Source organism: Myxococcus sp. AS-1-15 (assembly GCF_020037055.1).
Taxonomy (GTDB): Bacteria; Myxococcota; Myxococcia; order Myxococcales; family Myxococcaceae; genus Myxococcus; species Myxococcus fulvus.
Genome location: NZ_JAIQDF010000010.1, coordinates 33,504 through 50,660 on the forward strand (window position 1 = coordinate 33,504; position 17,157 = coordinate 50,660).

Genomic DNA, 17,157 nt, shown 5'->3' on the forward strand with positions numbered 1-17,157 from the left:
GCCGCTCACACCTCGATGCGGTTGCGCCCGTTCGTCTTCGCGCGGTTGAGCCGTGCGTCCGCGACGCGCAGCAGCGCCTCCATCGTCGCGCCGTCTCCTGGCGACTCCGCGATGCCCGCGCTCATCGTCACGCGGAACGACTCGCCGCCGTCGCCGTCGAAGGTCATCTCCGCCACCTCCGCCATCGTCCGCGACAGAATCGCCTTCGCGCTCGCCGCCGTCTCCCCGAGCAGCCCCACCACGAACTCCTCCCCTCCCCAGCGCCCGCGCACGTCCTCGCGCCGGAACCGCGCTCCCAACAGGCGCCCCAGCCGCGTCAGCACCCGGTCCCCCGCCAGGTGCCCGTACTTGTCGTTCACCCGCTTGAAGTGGTCCACGTCCAGGAAGCACAACGACAACGGCCGCTGCTGACGCTGCGCCTCCGACAGCCGGCTCCTCAACCCCTCGATGAACGGCCGCCGCAACATCAGCCCCGTCAGCGCGTCCCGCTCCGCCCGCTCGCGCGACAGCCGCGCCCGCTCCAGCCGCGCCTGCACCCGCGCCCGCAGCTCCTCCTTCAACACCGGCTTGGAGATGTAGTCGTCCGCCCCCGCCTGGAACGCCGCCAGCCGGAACTCCAACCCCAGGTGCGCGGTAATCAGCAACACCGGCAGCTCCTGCCACGCCGGCATCGACCTCAAAATCCGACACAGGTCGAAGCCGCTCGGCCCCGGCATCTGCACGTCCAACAGCAACAGGTCCGGCCGATGCTCCGCCAGCGCCTCCATCAACCGGTGCGCGTCCCCCAACCCCACCACTTCAATCTGCTCGCTCGCCAGCGCGTGCACCAGCGCCGCAATCGCCTCCGGGTCGTCGTCCACCACCAGCACCCGCGAGCGCTCCGGCCGCCGCGCCGCCACCATCCGCTCCGCCGCCGCCGCGAAGTCCGTCGCCGTGAAGGGCCTGGGTAGGAACAACGAGCCGCCCGCGTGCGCCGCCGCCACCCGGTCCTCCAACCCGCCCGACACCCCCGTGAACCCCAACGGCAACGAGCCCAGCCCCTCCGTCGAACGCAGCTCGTGCGCCGCCTGGATGCCGCCCATCTCCCCACCCAGGTGCATGTGGATGAGCACCCCGTCCACCCACTGCCTGCGCGCCAACACCACCGCCTCGCCCGCCGTGCGCGCCGACAACACCCGCACCACGTGCGCGCGCCCCAGCCGCTGCGCCTCCTCGAGGACCGCCGGGTCCTCGTCCACCACCAACAACACCCCCTCCGTCGGCAACACCGCCGAGGGCCCCTCCTTGCGCGCCGGCGGCGTCACCTGCACGGACGCCGTCGCCGCCAGCTCCCGGAACACCACGTCCACCAGGCCCCAGTCCCTCCCCGCCCGGAGCGCATCCTCCAGCCGCCCCGCCGCCAGGCTCACCTCCGTGAAGCCATAGCTGCCCGCCGTGCCATGCAGCTTGTGCGCGACGACGCCCGCCTCCTCCAACGCCGCCCCGTCCCCCGCGCGCGCCGCCGACAAGAGCGCCTCCAGCCCGCTCACCTTGTCCTTCAGCCGCGCGCCGTACTCCTGGTTGAGCGCCACCAGGCTCGCCGCCAGCTCGTCGCGCACCAGGTCCACGTCCGCCAGGGCCCGAGGCCCCGCCGGCGCCGGCGGCAGCGCCTTGGTGAAGAGCTGATTCACCCAGAGGTACAGCTCGTCCGGCCGGTACGGCTTGTGGATGATGCGCGCCACCTTGAGCTGCCGCGTGAGCAGCTCGTGGCTCTTCAGGTCCTTCCAGAACGCCGACGCGAACAACACCGGCAGGTCCGGCTGCTGGCCGCGCAGCTCGCGGATGAAGTCCGCCCCCGTCACCCCCGGCAGCAAGCCGTCCACGATGGCCGCGTCCACCGGCACCTTCGCCAGCACCGCCCGCGCCTCCGCCGCCGTGCGCGCCGTCTCCACCCGGAAGCCCTTCTCCCGGAGGAAGGCGCACACCAGGCTCTGCAAGTCCTTGTCGTCCTCGAGGAACAGCAGCGTCTTCGCGTCGGTCATGAAACGGCCCTTGTCTCCAGCTCGCCGTCCTTGCCGGACAGCAACTCGTGCAGCAGCTCGCGCACCGAGGCCACCAGCTCCTCCTCCGACGAGCGCGCCTTGCTCAGGTGCCGCGTCATCCCCAACGTCAGCTGCCGCTGGTCCGCGCGCGACAGGTCCCGCCCCGTGAAGACGATGAGCGGCGTCGTGCGTCCCCGTCCCCGGCGCAGGATGTCCACCACCTCGAACCCGTCCAGCCCCGGCAGCCCCACGTCCAGCACGATGAGGTCCGGCGGCGTGCGCCGCGCCAGCTCCACCGCGCTCTCTCCATCCGCCGCCTCGAACACCTGCACCCGCCCCAGCCGCTCCAGCCTGGCGCAGATGACCCGCCGCGTGGCCACGTCGTCGTCCACCACCAGCACCCGCGCCTGCCCCGGTCGCCGCATCGCGTGGCGCAGCGCGCCGAGCAGCCCCGACTCCTCCAAGGGCTGCGACATCCAGTCCACCACCAGCGGCGTGCCCACGCCCTCGCCCTCCGACGAGCGCCCCGACAGCGCCACCACCGGCAGCGCCCGCGTGCGCGGCTGCTCCCGCAAGGAGCGCACCCAGTCCAGCGCCTGCCCGTCCGGTATCCGCGTGTCCAGCACCACCGCGTCCGGCGGCTCGGCCTCCAGCACCTTCTGCGCCTCCGCCAGGCTCACCGCCCGCACCACGCGGTAACCCTCTTGCGACAGCAACCCGCGCAGCAACGCGGACAGCTCCCCATCCGCCGTGGCCACCAGCACGTCGTGCCGGCTGGTGTCGCGCGCCGTCGCCGCCGCCACCACCGCCGGGTGCGAGCCCGACAGGGGCCTGGCGGCCTCCAGCGTGAAGGTGAAGGTGGAGCCCTTGCCCAGCGCGCTCAGCACCTCGATGCCGCCGCCGTGCTGGTTCATGATGGCCTGCGAGATGGCCAGCCCCAGGCCCGTGCCGCCCTTGGAGCGGGTGTCCGAGCCGTCCAGTTGTTGGAAGCGCGCGAACAGCCGGTCCTTCTGCTCCTCGGGGATTCCGGGCCCGGAGTCCACCACGCTGAAGCGCACGCGCCCCGGCACCTCCGGCAGCACGCGCACCACCACCTCCGCGCCGCCGGTGGAGAACTTCACCGCGTTGGAGACCAGGTTCGTGAGCACCTGGATGAGCCTGTCCCGGTCTCCGCGCACGCGGGGCGACTCCTCCACGTCCGCGCGCAGCACCACGCCCGCCGCGTCCGCCACGCCCCTCAGGCCGCTGAGCGTCGCCTCCACCAGCTCTCGCGCATCCAGCGAGGCGAGCTTCAGCTCCAGCATGCCCGCCTCCATCTTCTCCAGGTCGAGGATGTCGTTGATGAGGCGGATGAGCCGCTCCGTGTTCGAGCGGGCGATGCGCACCATCTCCAGCGCCGGCTCCGGCACCTCGCCGACGATGCCGCCCTCGAGCAAACCCAGCGAGCCGCGGATGGACGTCAGCGGCGTGCGCAGCTCGTGGCTCACCGTGGAGACGAACTCGTTCTTCATCCGCTCCACCTCCTTGCGCTCGGTGATGTCGCGCACGAAGGCGGTGAAGCGCGCGGGCCCCTCGCCCGGCACCCGCACCAGCGTCAGCTCCGCGGGGAACATGCTCCCGTCCGCGCGCAGGCACGGCGACTCCAGCCGCGTGGCCACGCCGGACGTCTCGCCGAGCGCGGCGGAGACCTCCTCGCGCTTGCTCGCGGGCAACGAGGCCGGCAGCGCGAGCCCCAGGAACTCGCGCCCCACCGCCTGGGCCGCCGTGAGCCGGAAGACCTTCTCCGCCGTGGGGTTGAGCTCCAGCAGCCGCCCCGCCTCGTCGATGAGCAGGATGCCGTCCGGCGCCGCCTCCAGGATGGCCGCCTTGCGCGCCTGGGTGGTGCGCTGCGCCTCGCTCGCGGCGACGAGCTCCCGGCCGCGCTGCTCCACGCGCTCCTCCAGCGCCGCGTTGAGCGTGGCCAGCTCCCCGGACGCGCGCGACAGCCGCACCAGCACCACCACCACGTACGCCCCCAGGAGCAGCGACGCCGCGAAGAAGACGACGCGCGTGCGCTCGTTGGCCACCTGCGCCCGCTCGTGCAGCTGGATGAAGGTGCCCACCAGCCGCTCCGCCTGCGCGCTGGCCGAGCGCTCCAACAGGGCCTGCATCGCGGCGTCCGCCCCTGGCTGCTCCCCCCGGGCCTGGGCCGCCCGCGAGCGCTCCAGGAGCAGCCGGTTGTCCTCCAGCGCGCCCAGGTACGCGTCCAGCGACGAGGCCATCACCCGCGCCTCCTCCTCCGACAGGAAGGGCGGCACGTCGCGCAGCGACTCCGCGCGGGCCTTCAGCGCCGCGAAGGCCTGGGCGTGGGAGCCATGGCGCTCGGGCAGGCCCAGCCGCTCGCGGAGCACGTCCTGCTCCAGCTCCGCGCTCGCCAGACGCAGCTGCTGCAGGCCCGTGCGGTACGCGTCGATGCGGGCGGTGCCCCAGGGGCGGCCCACCACGAACAGGGCGCACAGCACCAGCAGGGCCCCCACCGCGAGGGCGACGGAGCGCTTCGACAGGCGCGTGCCGCTCACTCCGGCACCAGCTTGCGAATCTCCTTGGGCAGCGTCATGGGGTCGAAGGGCTTGCTGATGACGCCCACCGCGCCGAGCCCCAGGTAGCGCTCCACCTCCTGCTTCTGGACCTTGGCGGTCATGAAGATGATGGGCGTGCTCGACGTGGCCGCCTGCTTGCGCAGCTCACCGAAGGTGGTGGGCCCGTCCATGCCCGGCATCATCACGTCCAGGAGGATGAGGTCCGGCAGCTCCTCGGCGGCCTTGGAGAGGGCCTCGGCGCCCGACGCGGCGAGCACCGTGTCCCATTTGCCCACCCGACTCAGGCTCAGCCTCCCGATGGCGCGGATGTCCTCTTCGTCATCCACCAGCATCACCTTGCGAAGGGTCGTCATGGGGGCGGACCTCCTCTGGGGGGTAAGGGTGTGCTAACCCACGTGCGGGGAACCTGGGGAGTGGACGTCTGTCCAGGGTTCCGCGTCGGGGATTCAACACCCGACGCCCGCGCATTCCCAGCCTCCCGGCGCCGGACGCCTAGCCGGTCGCCTTGCGCCGCCGCGCCGGACGGGCCTGCTTCACCGGGGCGGCCCGGGGCGGCATCACCGACACGACGGCGTTGACGACGCGCGACACCGCGCGCAGCTGCGAGGGCTCCAGCTCCCGGAGCTTGCGCGTCATGCGACGCAGCTCCAGCGGGTCCTCGCGCTCCGGCTTGCGCGTCACGGGCGTCAGCGGAGCACCACCCCGGCCGACCCCCAGCAGCGTATCCGAGGAGACCTGGAGCACGTCACACAGCCGCTTGAGCGTCTGCGTGCGAGGCAACATCCGGCCACGCTCCAGCCGGCTGTAGACCTCCATGGCCATGCCGACGCGCTCGGCCACGTCGCTCTGGGTGAGGCCCAGCCGCAGGCGAGCGGTCCGCGCCGCCCCTCCCAGGATGGCCGCGAGCTTGTGGTCGACGGGCTCACGCATGATGGGGGCAGCGTCGCACGGCGCGCGGGGGAGGCAAGTTTCCCGTCCCCTCAGCGCCGCCGGAGCGCGAGCGCGCCCTGGACCACCTGCACCACGGCCCTGAGCGCCTCCGGCTCCAGCGCGCGCAGGGAGCGCAGCAGCCGCCGCAGCACGGGCGGGTCCTCCACGCGCGGGCCCACCGGTCCTCGGACCGCCACGGGCGCGCCCTCCGACAAGCCCAGCAGCGCGTTCGCATCCATGCACAGCACCAGGCACAGCCTGCGCAGCGTGGTCACGCTGGGCAGCACGCGTCCGCGCTCCATGCGGCTGTAGACCTCCATGGCGATTCCCACGCGCTCCGCGACGTCCGCCTGGGTCAATCCCAACCGGGCCCGCGCCGCCTTCGCCGCCGTCCCCACGGTGATGGCCAGTTCCTCGTTCATGGTCCCCGCGCCTCTCGGGCAGTCTCCCTACCACATCGTCCGCGCCGCACCCTACCTCACGAGGGGGACAGGCTACCCAAAAAGAAGGCCGCCATGCTAATGACGTCAGGGGTTGACCCAGGTCATCCGGATTCGCTGGCGGGGTTTCGATTTCCGGAGAGGGATTCGACCTTGAAGGTCCTGGGTGTGGTGATGCCCTCATGGGTGGGGACAGACGGAGAGGATGGGACGATGAGCGACCTGGAGGCGATGCACCCGCTGCTGCTCCAACCGTCGGAGCAGCTGGGGGCCCTGCGCATCATCCGGAGGCTGGCGACCGGGGGTTACGGCGCCATCTTCCTGGCGGAGAGCGAGACGAAGGGCACGGTGGCGCTGAAGTTCGCGCTGGAGGGCCCCTCGGAGAACGACGAGGCGCGGGTGGACGCGCGCACGAAGCGGGAGGCCCGGCTGCTGATGCACCTGGCGCACCCCAACGTGGTGGAGCTCCTGGGCTACCGGCGCTGGCCGGACGCGCACCGCGGCTACCTGTACCTCATCATGGACTACGTGGAGGGCCCCACCCTGGCCAGGTGGGCCACCACGGAGAAGGCCACGCCGCGCCGGGCCGCGCAGGTGTTCGCGTCGCTGGCGCTCACGCTGGACGCCATCCACGGCGCGGGGGTGGTGCACCGAGACCTCAAGGGCAGCAACATCATCGTCCGCGCGTCGGACGGGGAGCCGGTGCTGGTGGACTTCGGCTCGGGGGACCACCCGTGCGCCCCGTCGCTGACGGAGGACCGGCTGCCTCCGGGCACGCCCAGCTACCGCAGCCCGGAGTCGCTGCGCTTCTGGATGGGGCCACGCATCCCCGGCGCGCGCTACCGGTTCGCGCCCACCGATGACCTGTACTCGCTGGGGCTGGTGCTGCACGAGGTGCTCACGGGCACCTTCCCCTATCCGGCCCACCTGCCGCCGTCCGCGCTGCTGGCCAGCATCGAGTCGGCCGTGTTGCAGCTGCCGTCCGTGCTCAACCCGCGCGTGCCCCGGGTGCTGGATGGCATCGTGCTGCGGCTGCTCGACAAGCATGCGGGCGGACGGTTCCCGAGCGGCGCGGAGCTGTTCGGCGCGCTCTCCGCGGCGCTGGAGCTGGCGGACGACACGTGGGACCAGCCGCTGTTCCCGCCCCGGCCGCCCCACGAGGCCGTCACGGAGGAGGACGAGTCCCTGTTCGATGGGGACGAGGAGGGCCGGGAGGTGCGGCAGTGGATGCGCTGGCCGGACTGGCCCGGCGCGAGCTCCGCGTCGGGGTCCGCCCGCACGCCCTCCACCGAGCCGGTGGCCCCGCCCGTCGCGCCCTGGCGCTCCTGGCTGCGCCGGCGGCTGCACGTGCTCAAGGGGGCGCTCAAGCCCTGGCGCGGGAAGGACTAGGCATCCAACACCTGACGTCCAATGGTTGTCGCCCGACCTCGGATATTCCATCACGGCCGGCTTCGTGTTACCTGGGGCATCCTGTAGCGCCCAACTCACTTCCCAGGTTGAGAGGCAGGCCATGACGACGCCCGACACGACGACGGAGGATTCTCCCGGAGGACCGCGCCGGCCGCGGGTGCTGTTCAACGTGGGCGGCACGGTGTTCGAGTTCGTGCGCAAGCTGGAGGTGCGCTCCACCGGAGAGCTGTTGATGCTGGTCCGGCGCCGCTACCGGGACGGGCAGAGCGGCCTGGTGGTGGTGAAGCGGCTGCGCAGCCCGGCCACCTTCGTGGAGCGGCGCAGGCTGGTGGAGGAGGTCAGCCTGACGTTCCGCTTCAAGCACCCCAACATCGCGCAGGTGCACCAGATGAAGGTGTACCGGGGCGCGCCCCACGTGGTGATGGAGTACGTGGAGGGGCGGTCGCTGGACACGCTGTTGAACCTGACGGCGATGCGGCGGCGGCCCGTGTCCGCCGCGCTGGCGGCGTTCGTGGTGGCGGAGGTCGCGGACGCGCTGCACCACGCGCACCTCGCGGTGGATGACTGGAACCGGCCGCTGGGCATCGTGCACCGGGACGTGAGCCCCCGGAACATCCGGGTAGGGACGCATGGGGACGTGAAGCTGACGAACTTCACCGTGGCCTCGTCGCGGCTGGTGGGGCGGGAGGAGACGAGCCGGCCGCTGGTGAAGGGCGACGTGGCCTATGCGTCACCGGAGCTGCTGCTGCGCGCGCCGGTGGATGCGCGCTCGGACTTGTTCTCGCTGGGGTTGGTGTTGCTGGAGCTGCTCACGGGGCGCCACCCGCTCGCGGTGGAGGACACGCCGCCGCCTCCGTTGCCGGAGGGGCTGACGTTGGAGGCGCAGGGGCCCACCTGGATGCCGGTGGACGAGGTGGCCGCGCGGATGACGAGCCTGGAGCCGGAGCTGGTGGCGCGGCTGGTCGCGGACGTGCCGGAGGGGCTGGCGGCGGTGGTGCTGCGCGCGCTGCGCAGGGCGCCGGAGGAGCGGTTCCAGACGGCGGAGGAGATGGGCTGCGTGCTGCGGGGGTGGCTGAGCGCGCACGCGCCCGGGCAGGGGCGCCATGCGACGGCGGAGGAGATAGCGCGCGTGGCGATGGAGGCGACCAGCCGGCGCAATCAGGCGGAGCTGCTGGAGGGTGGGCTGCATCCGGAGGACCTCACGGCGGAGGAGGCGTCGGTGCCGCTGGAGCCGGGTGGGCGCGCGGAGCTGGACGCCGAGGGCTCGCTGGCGGAGGAGGCCGCGCGGGTGTTCGGGGTGCCGGGCAAGCGCGGGGTGACGCGCGCCCGCGTGGAGGAGCCCGCGCCTCGCGATGGGGAGGAGGCGTGGTGGACGTCCAGGGTCGAAGCGGAGTCGGTGGCCTCGCCCGTGCGGAGCGGGGCCGTGGAGGCGCCGTGGCCAGAGGATGACGTCACGCCTCCGGGTGGGAGCAAGCCGCTCGAGCCGGACGACGAGCCCGACGCGTCCTGAGCGCTCGCGCTACATCCTCCCCGCGATGAGCATCGTCAGCACCAGCGCCGCGAGCACCGCCAGCACCACGCCGAGCACACGCCACGCGGAGATGGGGGACTCGCCGAACACCACCTCCGCGTCCTGGCCATGCACCAGGACGCGGTACGGCTTGTCGCGATAGCGATACGCCAGCACATACACCGGCAGGGCCCACCGCGTGGTGCGCAGGCTCGACAGCGCCACGGCCACGCGCACGTTGCGGTAGCGACGGCCGGGGATGTCTCCACTCGACTGCACGTGCTCGCTCGCGAGCCGCTCCACGGCCTGGAACACCCTGCGCCTCGCCCCCGAGCGCGTCGCCTCGAAGCGCTCGACGCTGGCGCCCTCCGGCCCTCGCGCCTCACCCACCGCCTCGTCGAAGCGGTAGTGCGGCGTGAGCTTGTCGCACTCGTCCATCTTCAAGCCGCGCGACGCGGCGACCAGGATGTTGGAGAAGTCCAGGTGCGTCTGCCCCGCATGAGGCGCCCAGTCCGAGCGCCGTGAGCCCGCGTCCGAGTCCGCCGTCCAGCTCACCTCGACGCCCGCCTTGAACACCCACGCGGGCCACCACATGGGCCGCATGGACTCCAGCGACGCCTCCTCTGCCAGCCCCGAAGGCCGGAAGAACGCCTTGCGCCCCAGGAAGCGCGACAGCGCCTCGCTGGCCACCGACGGCTCCACCGAGAAGGGCAGCCACCCCTGCGCCTGCTCCACCGGGTCCACCGTCATCTCCACATGTGTCACCGCGCCGCAGTAGTCACAGCGTGGCGCCCGCGCCTCCACCGAGTACTCCACCGACGCGCCGCAGCTGTCACAGCGCACCACGCGCGCCCGCTCGACGGCGGCCTCCTGCCTGGGCGGCTCCGGCGTCGCGAGGCCACACACCGGACAGCGCAGGTCATCCACCTCCAGCTCGCACGCGCACCGCTCGCACGGCGACACGCTGACGGCCGCGCTCATCGGCCACCTCCCTGGAGGAAGAGCCACAGGCCCAGCACCCCCAGCAACCCCACCACCACCGCCGCCGCCACCTTCCACACGGACAGGGGCGCCTTCCCGTGCACCTCACCTGTCTGCCCATTCACCAGCACGCGCAGGGGCTCCGCGTCCTGGGCGTAGCGCACCGCCAGCACCCAGACGGGCAACAGGCACACGTCCAACGACTCCCAATCCAGGTGGCTGTCGTGACTCAGCTCCCGATGCGAGTCCCCGGGCATCAGCGCCGCGAGCTTGTCCAGCAGCCGCCCCGACACCTCCTCGCGCGCCTTCTCCAGACACGCCTGGAACGTCAGCGTGGGCTCCTCCGCCACCCAGCCGGACACCAGCGCCGGCGTGTAGCGCGCCAGCCCCCGCAAATCGAACGGCTCCAGCGCCTCCAGCTCGTCGTTGTGCAAGCCATTGGACGCGGTGACGAGCACGTCCGCCACATAGCCGGAGACCTGGCCGCTCAACGGGCGCCACTCGGTGCGCGTCACCGTGCGCGTGCGCGTCACCGTCTTCCCGTTCTCCGTCGTCGTGTAGCGCTCCTGCTCCTGGTAGTTCTCACCGATGGAGGCCTGGAACCGGGAGGTCGCCAGCGCGCTGTAGAGGTAGGCGGGCACATAGACGCCGTGCACGTCCCCCGGCTTCGCGTCGCGAATCCCCGAGCGACAGAAGCGGCTGCGCGAGCGCAGCCAGTGCGACACCTTCTCCCGCGCCGCCGCGTGGTTCAGCGAGAAGCCCAGCGCGAAGCGCGGCTCGGGCACCCCGGGCGTCGGCGGGCGCTCCACCACGGAGGGCGCGGCGCAATACGGGCAGCGCGTGGTGCGCAGCGAGGGCTCCAACACCAGCATCGCGCCACACGACTGACACCCCAGCCGGAGCCTCGGCTCCGTCAGCGCCGCGGCCGGCTCCTCGTGCCCCAATGCCATCACCCCGCTCCTTGTCGAGACGCAGCGGACAGGCGCTCGCCCGCCCGCTCGCCGTGCGGACTTCTGCGCCACGACGATAGCCGGGTTGCCGGAGGCATTCCGCGTCATGACTGTATCCAGACGGAGGATTCCATCATGGCGAAGGACCCGCGACGACAGCCCGTCACCCAGCCCGCCGAGGACTTCTACGGGCGCCCCACCGGTCCCCGGGGCGAGCCCGCGCCCCGCGAGGAGCGTGAGCCGCCCCGCGTCCCGCCCTCCACGCCCGACGACGACGCGCCCGAGCGTCACGGACGCGCCCACCCCATCGACCCCGCCGAGCGCACGCCGGAGGCCATCCTGGACGACATCCCGGACGGCGACGGTCCCCGCAGCGACGCGGGCACCAATCCTCTTCCCGACCTCTACTGGACCGCCTTCCCGGGCAGCCTGGAGGAGGAGAAGGACTGACTTCACGGCCGGCCCGAGGGGGCTTTCCCGAACCCTCCAGGTCCCCTCGGGCCACGGCCTCTTCTCGATTGAGTGTCTGGCGACCCCGCGCGCAATCCCTCACGCCCCGTCTGGAATGTCAGCCCCTCCCTGTACTGTGTGCTCATTCGCCAGCACATCCAGGGGGAGGAAACTCCATGGCGGAAGTCCGTGAGCTGCCTCGTGTATCCGTGAACAAGCTGGGTGAGTACCTCACCGCCACCCCGGCTCGTCGCAAGCGCATCATCTACGACCAGAAGCACCCGCCCGAGCAGCAGTATCTGCGCTACCCGGAGGCGTCGCTCGCCATCACGGACTTCCTGTGTCGTGACCTGGACCCGGCCATCCTCCGCGAGCACCAGCGCCGCTTCGCGTGCAGCGTGCCGCAGTCGGAGTTCGAGGCGCAGCGGCTGCATCTGTGCTCGGAGGCGCTGGAGCGCTTCGCGGACCTGGTGCCGTGGCTGGGGCTGGAGGACACCATCATCAGCCCCGTGGGCGCCGAGCCTCCCGTGCTCGAGATGGCGGGGGTCACCATCAGCGTGCGGCCGGAGGTCGTCCTGCAGCGCATGGACCGACATGGCAATCCACGCGTGGGCCTGATGAAGCTCTACTTCTCCAAGCACCATCCGCTGGATGAGCGCTCCGGGCAGTACATCGGGACGATGCTGCAGCGCTTCGCCGAGCAGCACCTGTGTCAGCTGGGGCCGTCGGACCACCGGATGGTGCAGGTGGTGGACGTGTTCGCGGGCACCCTCTTCACCGCGCCCCGCGCGCATATCCGCCGACTCAGTGACGTGGTGCTCGCGTGTGAGGAAATCGCGGAGCGCTGGGCCGTCCACTGAACGAGCATTCGCTGCACGGCGTCCGCGCTCGGGAGCGTGGTGGAAGATTTCCGTGGGCTCGCGTGAGTCGTGAGACACGGTGAGTCATGTGAAACATGACGCTTCCCGGGTTTCCGGGCGGGGCCTACGCTCTGGCGTGCCGGTCGATTCGGCGACCGGCCTCACCCCTACGGGAGACGCATCATGAAGAGCCACAAGGTGAAGACTTTGAAGGAGCTGTTCGTGAAGGACCTCGCCCGCATCCACGGAGGCGATGGCAGCGCCACGTCCACCTCCTCCACCGAGACGCAGAGCACCTCGCCCCAGGTCTCCACCACGCAGGCCTGTTGCGAGGAGAAGAACGACCCCTGCTGCTAGGGCGCGGTCGTCCTTCGGTTCGCTGAAGCTCGCGCGTGTCTCCCTTGCTTGGGGGCACGCGCGTTTCTTTTCGCGGGGGCCCGTGTCGAGCCCTCCGGTCGGGGGGCATGTCCGGTGCAGGGCGGCGCGGGTGTTGGCTCGTGGGAAGTCGGTGCGCGGGGCCGATGGGAAGCGGACACTCGGGTGGGTCCGCGTGGGTGTGGCGGGTTGGTGGAGCGCGGGGCCGTCACCAGCGTGCGCCGCATGGCGCATCGAGGCATGGACAACGGCAAGGATGAGGCGCGGGGGGCCGCCGCTCGGCCCGGCATGGAGACGGCTCGGCCGGCGGACGCGGCGCCGCCTGGGTCTCGTGAGCGGAGTGAGTCCGATGTGTCGGGCTGGAACCCCGCTCGGGATGAGGCGCCTTCGTCGCGGGAGGGACGCTATCACCGCGCCGCTTCGCTGCGCATGGCGCAGCCCCGGACGGCGGTGGAGGACCGCTCCGACGAGGCGTGGGCGAGCGGAGGTGTCCAGGGCGGGCCCTATGGGCGTGATGACCGGGATGACCGCTACGCCACGGGCGTGGGGCCTCGGGCGCGCATGGGGACGCAGGACCGGGAGCTTTCGCCCCAGCCCGCGGACTATCGGTCGTGGAACCGGGAGGGGTACGGCGGCGAGGAGTCGCGGATGCGCGGGGACGCGCCGGGTGCGGTCTCGGGTTGGCGGGCTCGCGAGGAGGCGCCGCTGCCGCTGGAGACGAGCACGCTCCATGAGCCGCCTCGCCGGAGCGAGGGACGCGCGTTCCACACGGGCGATGTCGACACGGAGCTGGGGCTCGCGGAGGAGACGCTCGAGTTCGAGGCGCGCTCCCACGTGAGCCGCCCGGGTGAGCGCGCTGGGAGCGGATGGCGTGGCGGTCGCGACCTCTCCGCGCCTTCGCGTCAGCACTCCGACCCGGAGCGCGCAGAGGGTGGATGGCGCGGTGCTTCGCCGTCGCGTCAGCATCCCGATTCGGAGGGTGGCGTGCGCGGCCGTCGCGACCTCTCCGCGCCTTCGCGGCAGCACTCCGATGAGGGCTGGCGCGAGGAGCGAGAGATGTCCGCGCGGTCGCGTGAGCGCTCCGGTGTGGTGCGTCCGGAGGAAGGCTCACGCGAGGGCCGTGAGGTGTCTTCGTCCTCGCGAGGAGGTTCTCGTTCGGAGCGCACGTCCTCGCCTTCGCGTGGCACGTCTGGCGTCGAGCGCTCGGAGCGCACCTTCGTCGCGGACCACCTCCGCGAGGACCGGAGCCAGGACTATCGCGCGCCACCGCTCGGGATGTCCCAGCGCTGGCAGCGCGAGCCGCTGACGGCTCGCGACGTGATGACGCGCAACGTGCGCTCGGTGCGGCGTGACAGCCCGCTGCGCGAGGTGGCGCGCATCATGAAGGACGAGGACTGCGGCGTCGTCCCCATCGTCGACGAGCAGGGCCGCCTGGTGGGGCTCGTCACGGACCGGGACCTCGCGCTGCGCGCCTTCGCCGGTGGCACTTCACCGGAGCAACTGCGCGCCGCGGACGTGATGACCGAGGACGTGGAGGCGGTGACGCTCGACGAGAGCCTGCATGGCCTCATCGACATCATGGCCCGTCGGCAGATTCGCCGGCTCCCCGTCATCGAGCGCGATGACCGGCTCGTCGGCATCATCTCGCTGGGAGACATCGCCCAGCGCGCCGACGCGGACGAGGAGCTGCAACACGCCCTGGAGCGAATCTCCGCGCGCCGCTCGTTCTGGACGCGGCTGCGCTGACGTCACCTCGAGGAAGCGGAGCTCACGTCGCCATCAGTCGGCGGAGCTCCGCGTCCTCGACCCACCACACGCTGGACACGGGAATCACATAGAACCCCTGGTCCGCGAGTTCGAGGAGGACGGGCGGAACCCAGCCGTAGACGAGGCCGCCGTGGACCTCTGTGTAGTCGCCCTTCCACTCGCTGTCGTGCGCGAACCAGGTGTCCCAGCCGGGGATGTCGTAGTCATCCAGGTAGCCATTTGACGGCTGCGTCGCCGCGCCACACAGGTCCGAGTCGAAGTGTGTCGCGAACACCCGCCCGCCCATCAAGTCTCCGAGCGGCGGCAGCGGCAGCTTCAGCCGCTCGAGCGCCCGGCGACGTCGCTCGACGATGAAGTCCACCGCCTCCGCGGGCACGGCGGGCGCGCTCAACAACTGGAACACCAGCGTGTCGCCGTCATGCCCGCAGACCGGCGGCATCAGCTCCACCGAGCGCGTCGTCACCCCGGCCCTGGCGGCCTCGGCGCGTGGCAGACACCATGCGATGGTCTCCGCCAGCCGCCGCTTGAATCCTGTCACCATGCGCGCCTCCTCCGTGCGTCAGGGCCAGTAGCGCTCGGCGGACTTCAGCGCGGCGCCATTGGAGCCGTGCCCGCCAATCACCAGCACCGAGCCATCATCGAGCAGGGTCGCCGTGTGTCCCGCGCGCGCCGTCGGCAGGGCGGGCCGGAGCACCCACTCGAGCTGGTTCGAGTCGAAGAGCTCCACCGTCGACAGCGAGTCATAGTCCGCCTCCGAGCCCCCCACCACCAGCACGTCCCCCGACTTCAGGGTCGTCGCCGTGTGCGCGAAGCGCGCGTCGAACATCGCGTCCATGGGAATCGGGGTGTTGCCGCTGCCCTCCTCGGTCGGAATCAACTCGGTCGAGGAGAGGGCGATGACGGAGCCCGCGCCATCCCCTCGCTTGCCGCCCGTGATGAGCAGCTGCGCGGCCGCCTCGCCCTGCCCTATCACCGCCGCGGCATGAGCGTGCCGAGGCTCCAGCAAGGGACCACCGGCGACGCTCCACCCCTCCCCTGGCGTGTACACGTCGTAGCTGCCCTCGGTCCGACTCGCGTTGTAGCCACCGACCGCGAAGACCCGGTTGAGCACCATCGTGACGGACAGGACGTTGCGCTCCGCGCGCATGGAGCCGCTCCCGGTCGACCAGGTCCCTCCGAACACCGCGTAGCGCGCCGAGTCGCCGAGGCCCGTCTCCCCGTTCGCCCCGCCTCCCATCACCAGGACCTCGTCCCCGTCCGGCAGGAGCACCGCCCCGTGGCTCGCGCGAGCCGATATCGGCAGGTCCGGTCGGGGTGAGGTGCCCGAGGCCGGGTCATAGAGTTCCACGCTCTTCGTCGGAGTGGCCCCCGCGCGGCCGCCCACCACCAGCACCTTCCCTCCGGAGATCAACGTGGCGGTGTGCTCGCCCCGAGCCACCTGCAGGGGCGGCAGGCTCGTCCACGAGCCGCCATTCCGGGGGTCGTAGAGCTCCACCGAGGTGAGCGCTCCCGTCCCACTCGCGTTCGAGAACCCGCCCACCACCAGCACGCGCCCATCCGCCAGCAACGTCGCGGTGTGCCCCGTCCGCGCCGTGTTCGGCGTCCCCGCCGCGTCCCATCGGGGACGCCCCGCGTCGGGACCTCCGTCAGGGCCCGCGTCACCCGCGTCGGGGCCTCCGTCAGGGCCCGCATCACCCGCGTCGACACCTCCGTCGGGCCCCGCGTCCCCGGCGTCTCCTCCGTCGTGGGCGCCCGCGTCCGCGTCACAAATCTCCGGGTGCTCCCGGCAGAAGCGCGAGGTCCGCTCCTCCACGTCGACGCACGAGACGACGGCCTGGAGGCCGAGCACACACGCCACCGCCACCACGAACCGCATCCCCGTCCTCACGGCCACCTCCCGGACACGAAGGCGGACGTCCCATCCGTCCCCACCGTCAGCGCCAGCGGTGCCCGCGGCGCCCCCAACAGGTACATCCCCGTCCCCACCCCCAGCCCCACCACGCCACCCACCAGCATCCCCACGCTCACCGACTGGAGCGACCGCGCACGCGACGCCACCTTCCGCGCATCGTCCCGGGAGCGGAGGTCCGGTGAGGGCTCATCCAGCTTCGACTCCTCCCGCGACGCCAACCACCACATCACCCCGCCCCCCGCCGCCAGCGCCCCGCCCACGGCCGCCGGAATCCACGCCCGCTCGCGCAGGGAGACGGCCCGCCCGGACAGCGCGCCGTCACCGCCAGGCAGCACCCGGTCCGAGTTCCCCGTCGCGGACTCGTCGTCCATGCGCGCACCCACGCCCTCCCCGTCCTCCTTCCTCAACGGCTCGGGCCGCTCACCCCGCGCCGCCAGCTCCGCGAGCACCTTCTGGCGCACCGCCTCGAAGCGCGTCCTCAGCTTCGGCGACACCGCCAGCGGCAGCTTCGCCTCCGGGTCCAGGAAGAGCGCCGCCTGGAACGCCGCGTCCGCCTCCTCCTTCCCGCGGCTCAGCTCCGCCAGCACCACGCCCTCGTAGAGCGACACCGCCACGTCGTCCTCGGGCCCCTTCGACACCTTCTTCGCCCGGGAGATCTGCTCCAGCGCCCGCTCGTGCTCCAGGTCCTCCACCAGCCGATGGATGGACAGCAGGTAGCGCTTCACGTCCGGGGACACCTCCGCCCTCGACCCGAACGGCAGCAGACACAACCCCAGCAACAGGACCCCGACCCCCACCCTGCGAGCCCAACCCACGCAAATCCTGCTCATTGAGATGGATTCCATTTCCAGGACATCCATGCTCGATTTCCCCGAGGGGTACAAGAGGCCCCATGGGCTCTCACGCCCCGGGAAAACGTCAAGGGCCCCGAGAGTCTCCACCGAGTGGAGACCCGCGAGGCCCTCGAGCCGA

At 71.9% G+C, this 17,157-nt stretch carries 16 protein-coding genes; 6 read left to right on the plus strand and 10 right to left on the minus strand.

The features are described 5' to 3' along the window. Positions 1-5: 5 nt before the first annotated feature. The 5 genes from K8625_RS25340 to K8625_RS25360 form a co-directional block, all read right to left on the minus strand. Positions 6-2,021, minus strand: coding sequence for a response regulator (locus K8625_RS25340; RefSeq protein WP_223784151.1), 2,016 nt, complete (start codon positions 2,019-2,021; stop codon positions 6-8). Then, the gene (locus K8625_RS25345) at positions 2,018-4,579 is read right to left on the minus strand and encodes an ATP-binding protein (RefSeq protein ID WP_223784152.1); all 2,562 of its coding nucleotides are present in this window, start codon (positions 4,577-4,579) and stop codon (positions 2,018-2,020) included. Before K8625_RS25345 ends, K8625_RS25340 begins: the two co-directional genes overlap by 4 nt. Then, entirely contained in the window at positions 4,576-4,953 is a 378-nt protein-coding gene (locus K8625_RS25350) for a response regulator (RefSeq protein WP_223751001.1), read from the minus strand. The genes K8625_RS25345 and K8625_RS25350 overlap by 4 nt, the downstream gene beginning before the upstream one ends. A gap of 139 nt (positions 4,954-5,092) precedes the next feature. Beyond that, positions 5,093-5,530: a helix-turn-helix domain-containing protein gene (locus K8625_RS25355; protein WP_141332397.1), complete on the minus strand. Its 438-nt coding sequence runs from the start codon at positions 5,528-5,530 to the stop codon at positions 5,093-5,095. 50 nt (positions 5,531-5,580) lie between these two features. Further along, positions 5,581-5,952: a helix-turn-helix transcriptional regulator gene (locus K8625_RS25360; RefSeq protein ID WP_223751000.1), complete on the minus strand. Its 372-nt coding sequence runs from the start codon at positions 5,950-5,952 to the stop codon at positions 5,581-5,583. Between the two features lie 231 nt (positions 5,953-6,183). On the opposite strand from K8625_RS25360, the gene K8625_RS25365 reads away from it, so the two are divergent. After that, positions 6,184-7,359 (plus strand): serine/threonine-protein kinase, encoded by a 1,176-nt coding sequence (locus K8625_RS25365; RefSeq protein WP_141332395.1) that lies wholly within the window; start codon positions 6,184-6,186, stop codon positions 7,357-7,359. A gap of 121 nt (positions 7,360-7,480) precedes the next feature. Beyond that, on the plus strand, positions 7,481-8,890 hold the full coding sequence (locus tag K8625_RS25370; protein WP_223750999.1) for a serine/threonine-protein kinase: 1,410 nt from the start codon (positions 7,481-7,483) through the stop codon (positions 8,888-8,890). 9 nt (positions 8,891-8,899) lie between these two features. Here K8625_RS25370 and K8625_RS25375 read toward each other — a convergent pair whose 3' ends face one another. Beyond that, positions 8,900-9,871, minus strand: a complete 972-nt coding sequence (locus K8625_RS25375; protein ID WP_223750998.1) for a zinc ribbon domain-containing protein — start codon at positions 9,869-9,871, stop codon at positions 8,900-8,902. After that, positions 9,868-10,821, minus strand: coding sequence for a hypothetical protein (locus tag K8625_RS25380; RefSeq protein ID WP_223750997.1), 954 nt, complete (start codon positions 10,819-10,821; stop codon positions 9,868-9,870). The genes K8625_RS25375 and K8625_RS25380 overlap by 4 nt, the downstream gene beginning before the upstream one ends. A 135-nt stretch (positions 10,822-10,956) precedes the next feature. Between K8625_RS25380 and K8625_RS25385 the strand changes: the two genes are divergently transcribed. The 4 genes from K8625_RS25385 (at position 10,957) to K8625_RS44535 (ending at position 14,252) form a co-directional block, all read left to right on the plus strand. Beyond that, on the plus strand, positions 10,957-11,271 hold the full coding sequence (locus tag K8625_RS25385; RefSeq protein ID WP_223784153.1) for a hypothetical protein: 315 nt from the start codon (positions 10,957-10,959) through the stop codon (positions 11,269-11,271). A gap of 176 nt (positions 11,272-11,447) precedes the next feature. Then, complete coding sequence (locus tag K8625_RS25390; RefSeq protein ID WP_141332498.1) at positions 11,448-12,131, plus strand: hypothetical protein; 684 nt, start codon at positions 11,448-11,450, stop codon at positions 12,129-12,131. Between the two features lie 183 nt (positions 12,132-12,314). Further along, positions 12,315-12,488 carry a hypothetical protein gene (locus tag K8625_RS25395; RefSeq protein WP_170300510.1) on the plus strand — a complete coding sequence of 58 codons (174 nt, stop codon included), beginning with the start codon at positions 12,315-12,317 and terminating at the stop codon, positions 12,486-12,488. Positions 12,489-12,671: 183 nt separating this feature from the next. Next, positions 12,672-14,252, plus strand: coding sequence for a CBS domain-containing protein (locus K8625_RS44535; protein ID WP_223784154.1), 1,581 nt, complete (start codon positions 12,672-12,674; stop codon positions 14,250-14,252). A gap of 22 nt (positions 14,253-14,274) precedes the next feature. Here K8625_RS44535 and K8625_RS25405 read toward each other — a convergent pair whose 3' ends face one another. The 3 genes from K8625_RS25405 to K8625_RS25415 are packed head-to-tail and all read right to left on the minus strand — an operon-like array spanning position 14,275 to position 17,015. After that, positions 14,275-14,814 (minus strand): hypothetical protein, encoded by a 540-nt coding sequence (locus K8625_RS25405; protein ID WP_223750994.1) that lies wholly within the window; start codon positions 14,812-14,814, stop codon positions 14,275-14,277. 18 nt (positions 14,815-14,832) lie between these two features. After that, entirely contained in the window at positions 14,833-16,161 is a 1,329-nt protein-coding gene (locus tag K8625_RS25410; RefSeq protein WP_223784155.1) for a kelch repeat-containing protein, read from the minus strand. Continuing rightward, a complete protein-coding gene (locus K8625_RS25415; RefSeq protein ID WP_223784156.1) occupies positions 16,158-17,015 on the minus strand; it encodes a hypothetical protein in 858 nt (285 codons plus the stop codon). The genes K8625_RS25410 and K8625_RS25415 overlap by 4 nt, the downstream gene beginning before the upstream one ends. Positions 17,016-17,157 lie beyond the last annotated feature (142 nt).

Excerpts from the sequence above, each read along its gene's own strand:
- K8625_RS25340 (WP_223784151.1), bottom strand. The coding sequence starts at position 2,021 with ATGACCGACGCGAAGACGCTGCTGTTCCTCGAGGACGACAAGGACTTG.
- K8625_RS25350 (WP_223751001.1), bottom strand. The coding sequence starts at position 4,953 with ATGACGACCCTTCGCAAGGTGATGCTGGTGGATGACGAAGAGGACATC.
- K8625_RS25355 (WP_141332397.1), bottom strand. The coding sequence starts at position 5,530 with ATGCGTGAGCCCGTCGACCACAAGCTCGCGGCCATCCTGGGAGGGGCG.
- K8625_RS25360 (WP_223751000.1), bottom strand. The coding sequence starts at position 5,952 with ATGAACGAGGAACTGGCCATCACCGTGGGGACGGCGGCGAAGGCGGCG.
- K8625_RS25365 (WP_141332395.1), top strand. The coding sequence starts at position 6,184 with ATGAGCGACCTGGAGGCGATGCACCCGCTGCTGCTCCAACCGTCGGAG.
- K8625_RS25370 (WP_223750999.1), top strand. The coding sequence starts at position 7,481 with ATGACGACGCCCGACACGACGACGGAGGATTCTCCCGGAGGACCGCGC.
- K8625_RS25375 (WP_223750998.1), bottom strand. The coding sequence starts at position 9,871 with ATGAGCGCGGCCGTCAGCGTGTCGCCGTGCGAGCGGTGCGCGTGCGAG.
- K8625_RS25380 (WP_223750997.1), bottom strand. The coding sequence starts at position 10,821 with ATGGCATTGGGGCACGAGGAGCCGGCCGCGGCGCTGACGGAGCCGAGG.
- K8625_RS25385 (WP_223784153.1), top strand. The coding sequence starts at position 10,957 with ATGGCGAAGGACCCGCGACGACAGCCCGTCACCCAGCCCGCCGAGGAC.
- K8625_RS25390 (WP_141332498.1), top strand. The coding sequence starts at position 11,448 with ATGGCGGAAGTCCGTGAGCTGCCTCGTGTATCCGTGAACAAGCTGGGT.
- K8625_RS25395 (WP_170300510.1), top strand. The coding sequence starts at position 12,315 with ATGAAGAGCCACAAGGTGAAGACTTTGAAGGAGCTGTTCGTGAAGGAC.
- K8625_RS25405 (WP_223750994.1), bottom strand. The coding sequence starts at position 14,814 with ATGGTGACAGGATTCAAGCGGCGGCTGGCGGAGACCATCGCATGGTGT.
- K8625_RS25415 (WP_223784156.1), bottom strand. The coding sequence starts at position 17,015 with ATGAGCAGGATTTGCGTGGGTTGGGCTCGCAGGGTGGGGGTCGGGGTC.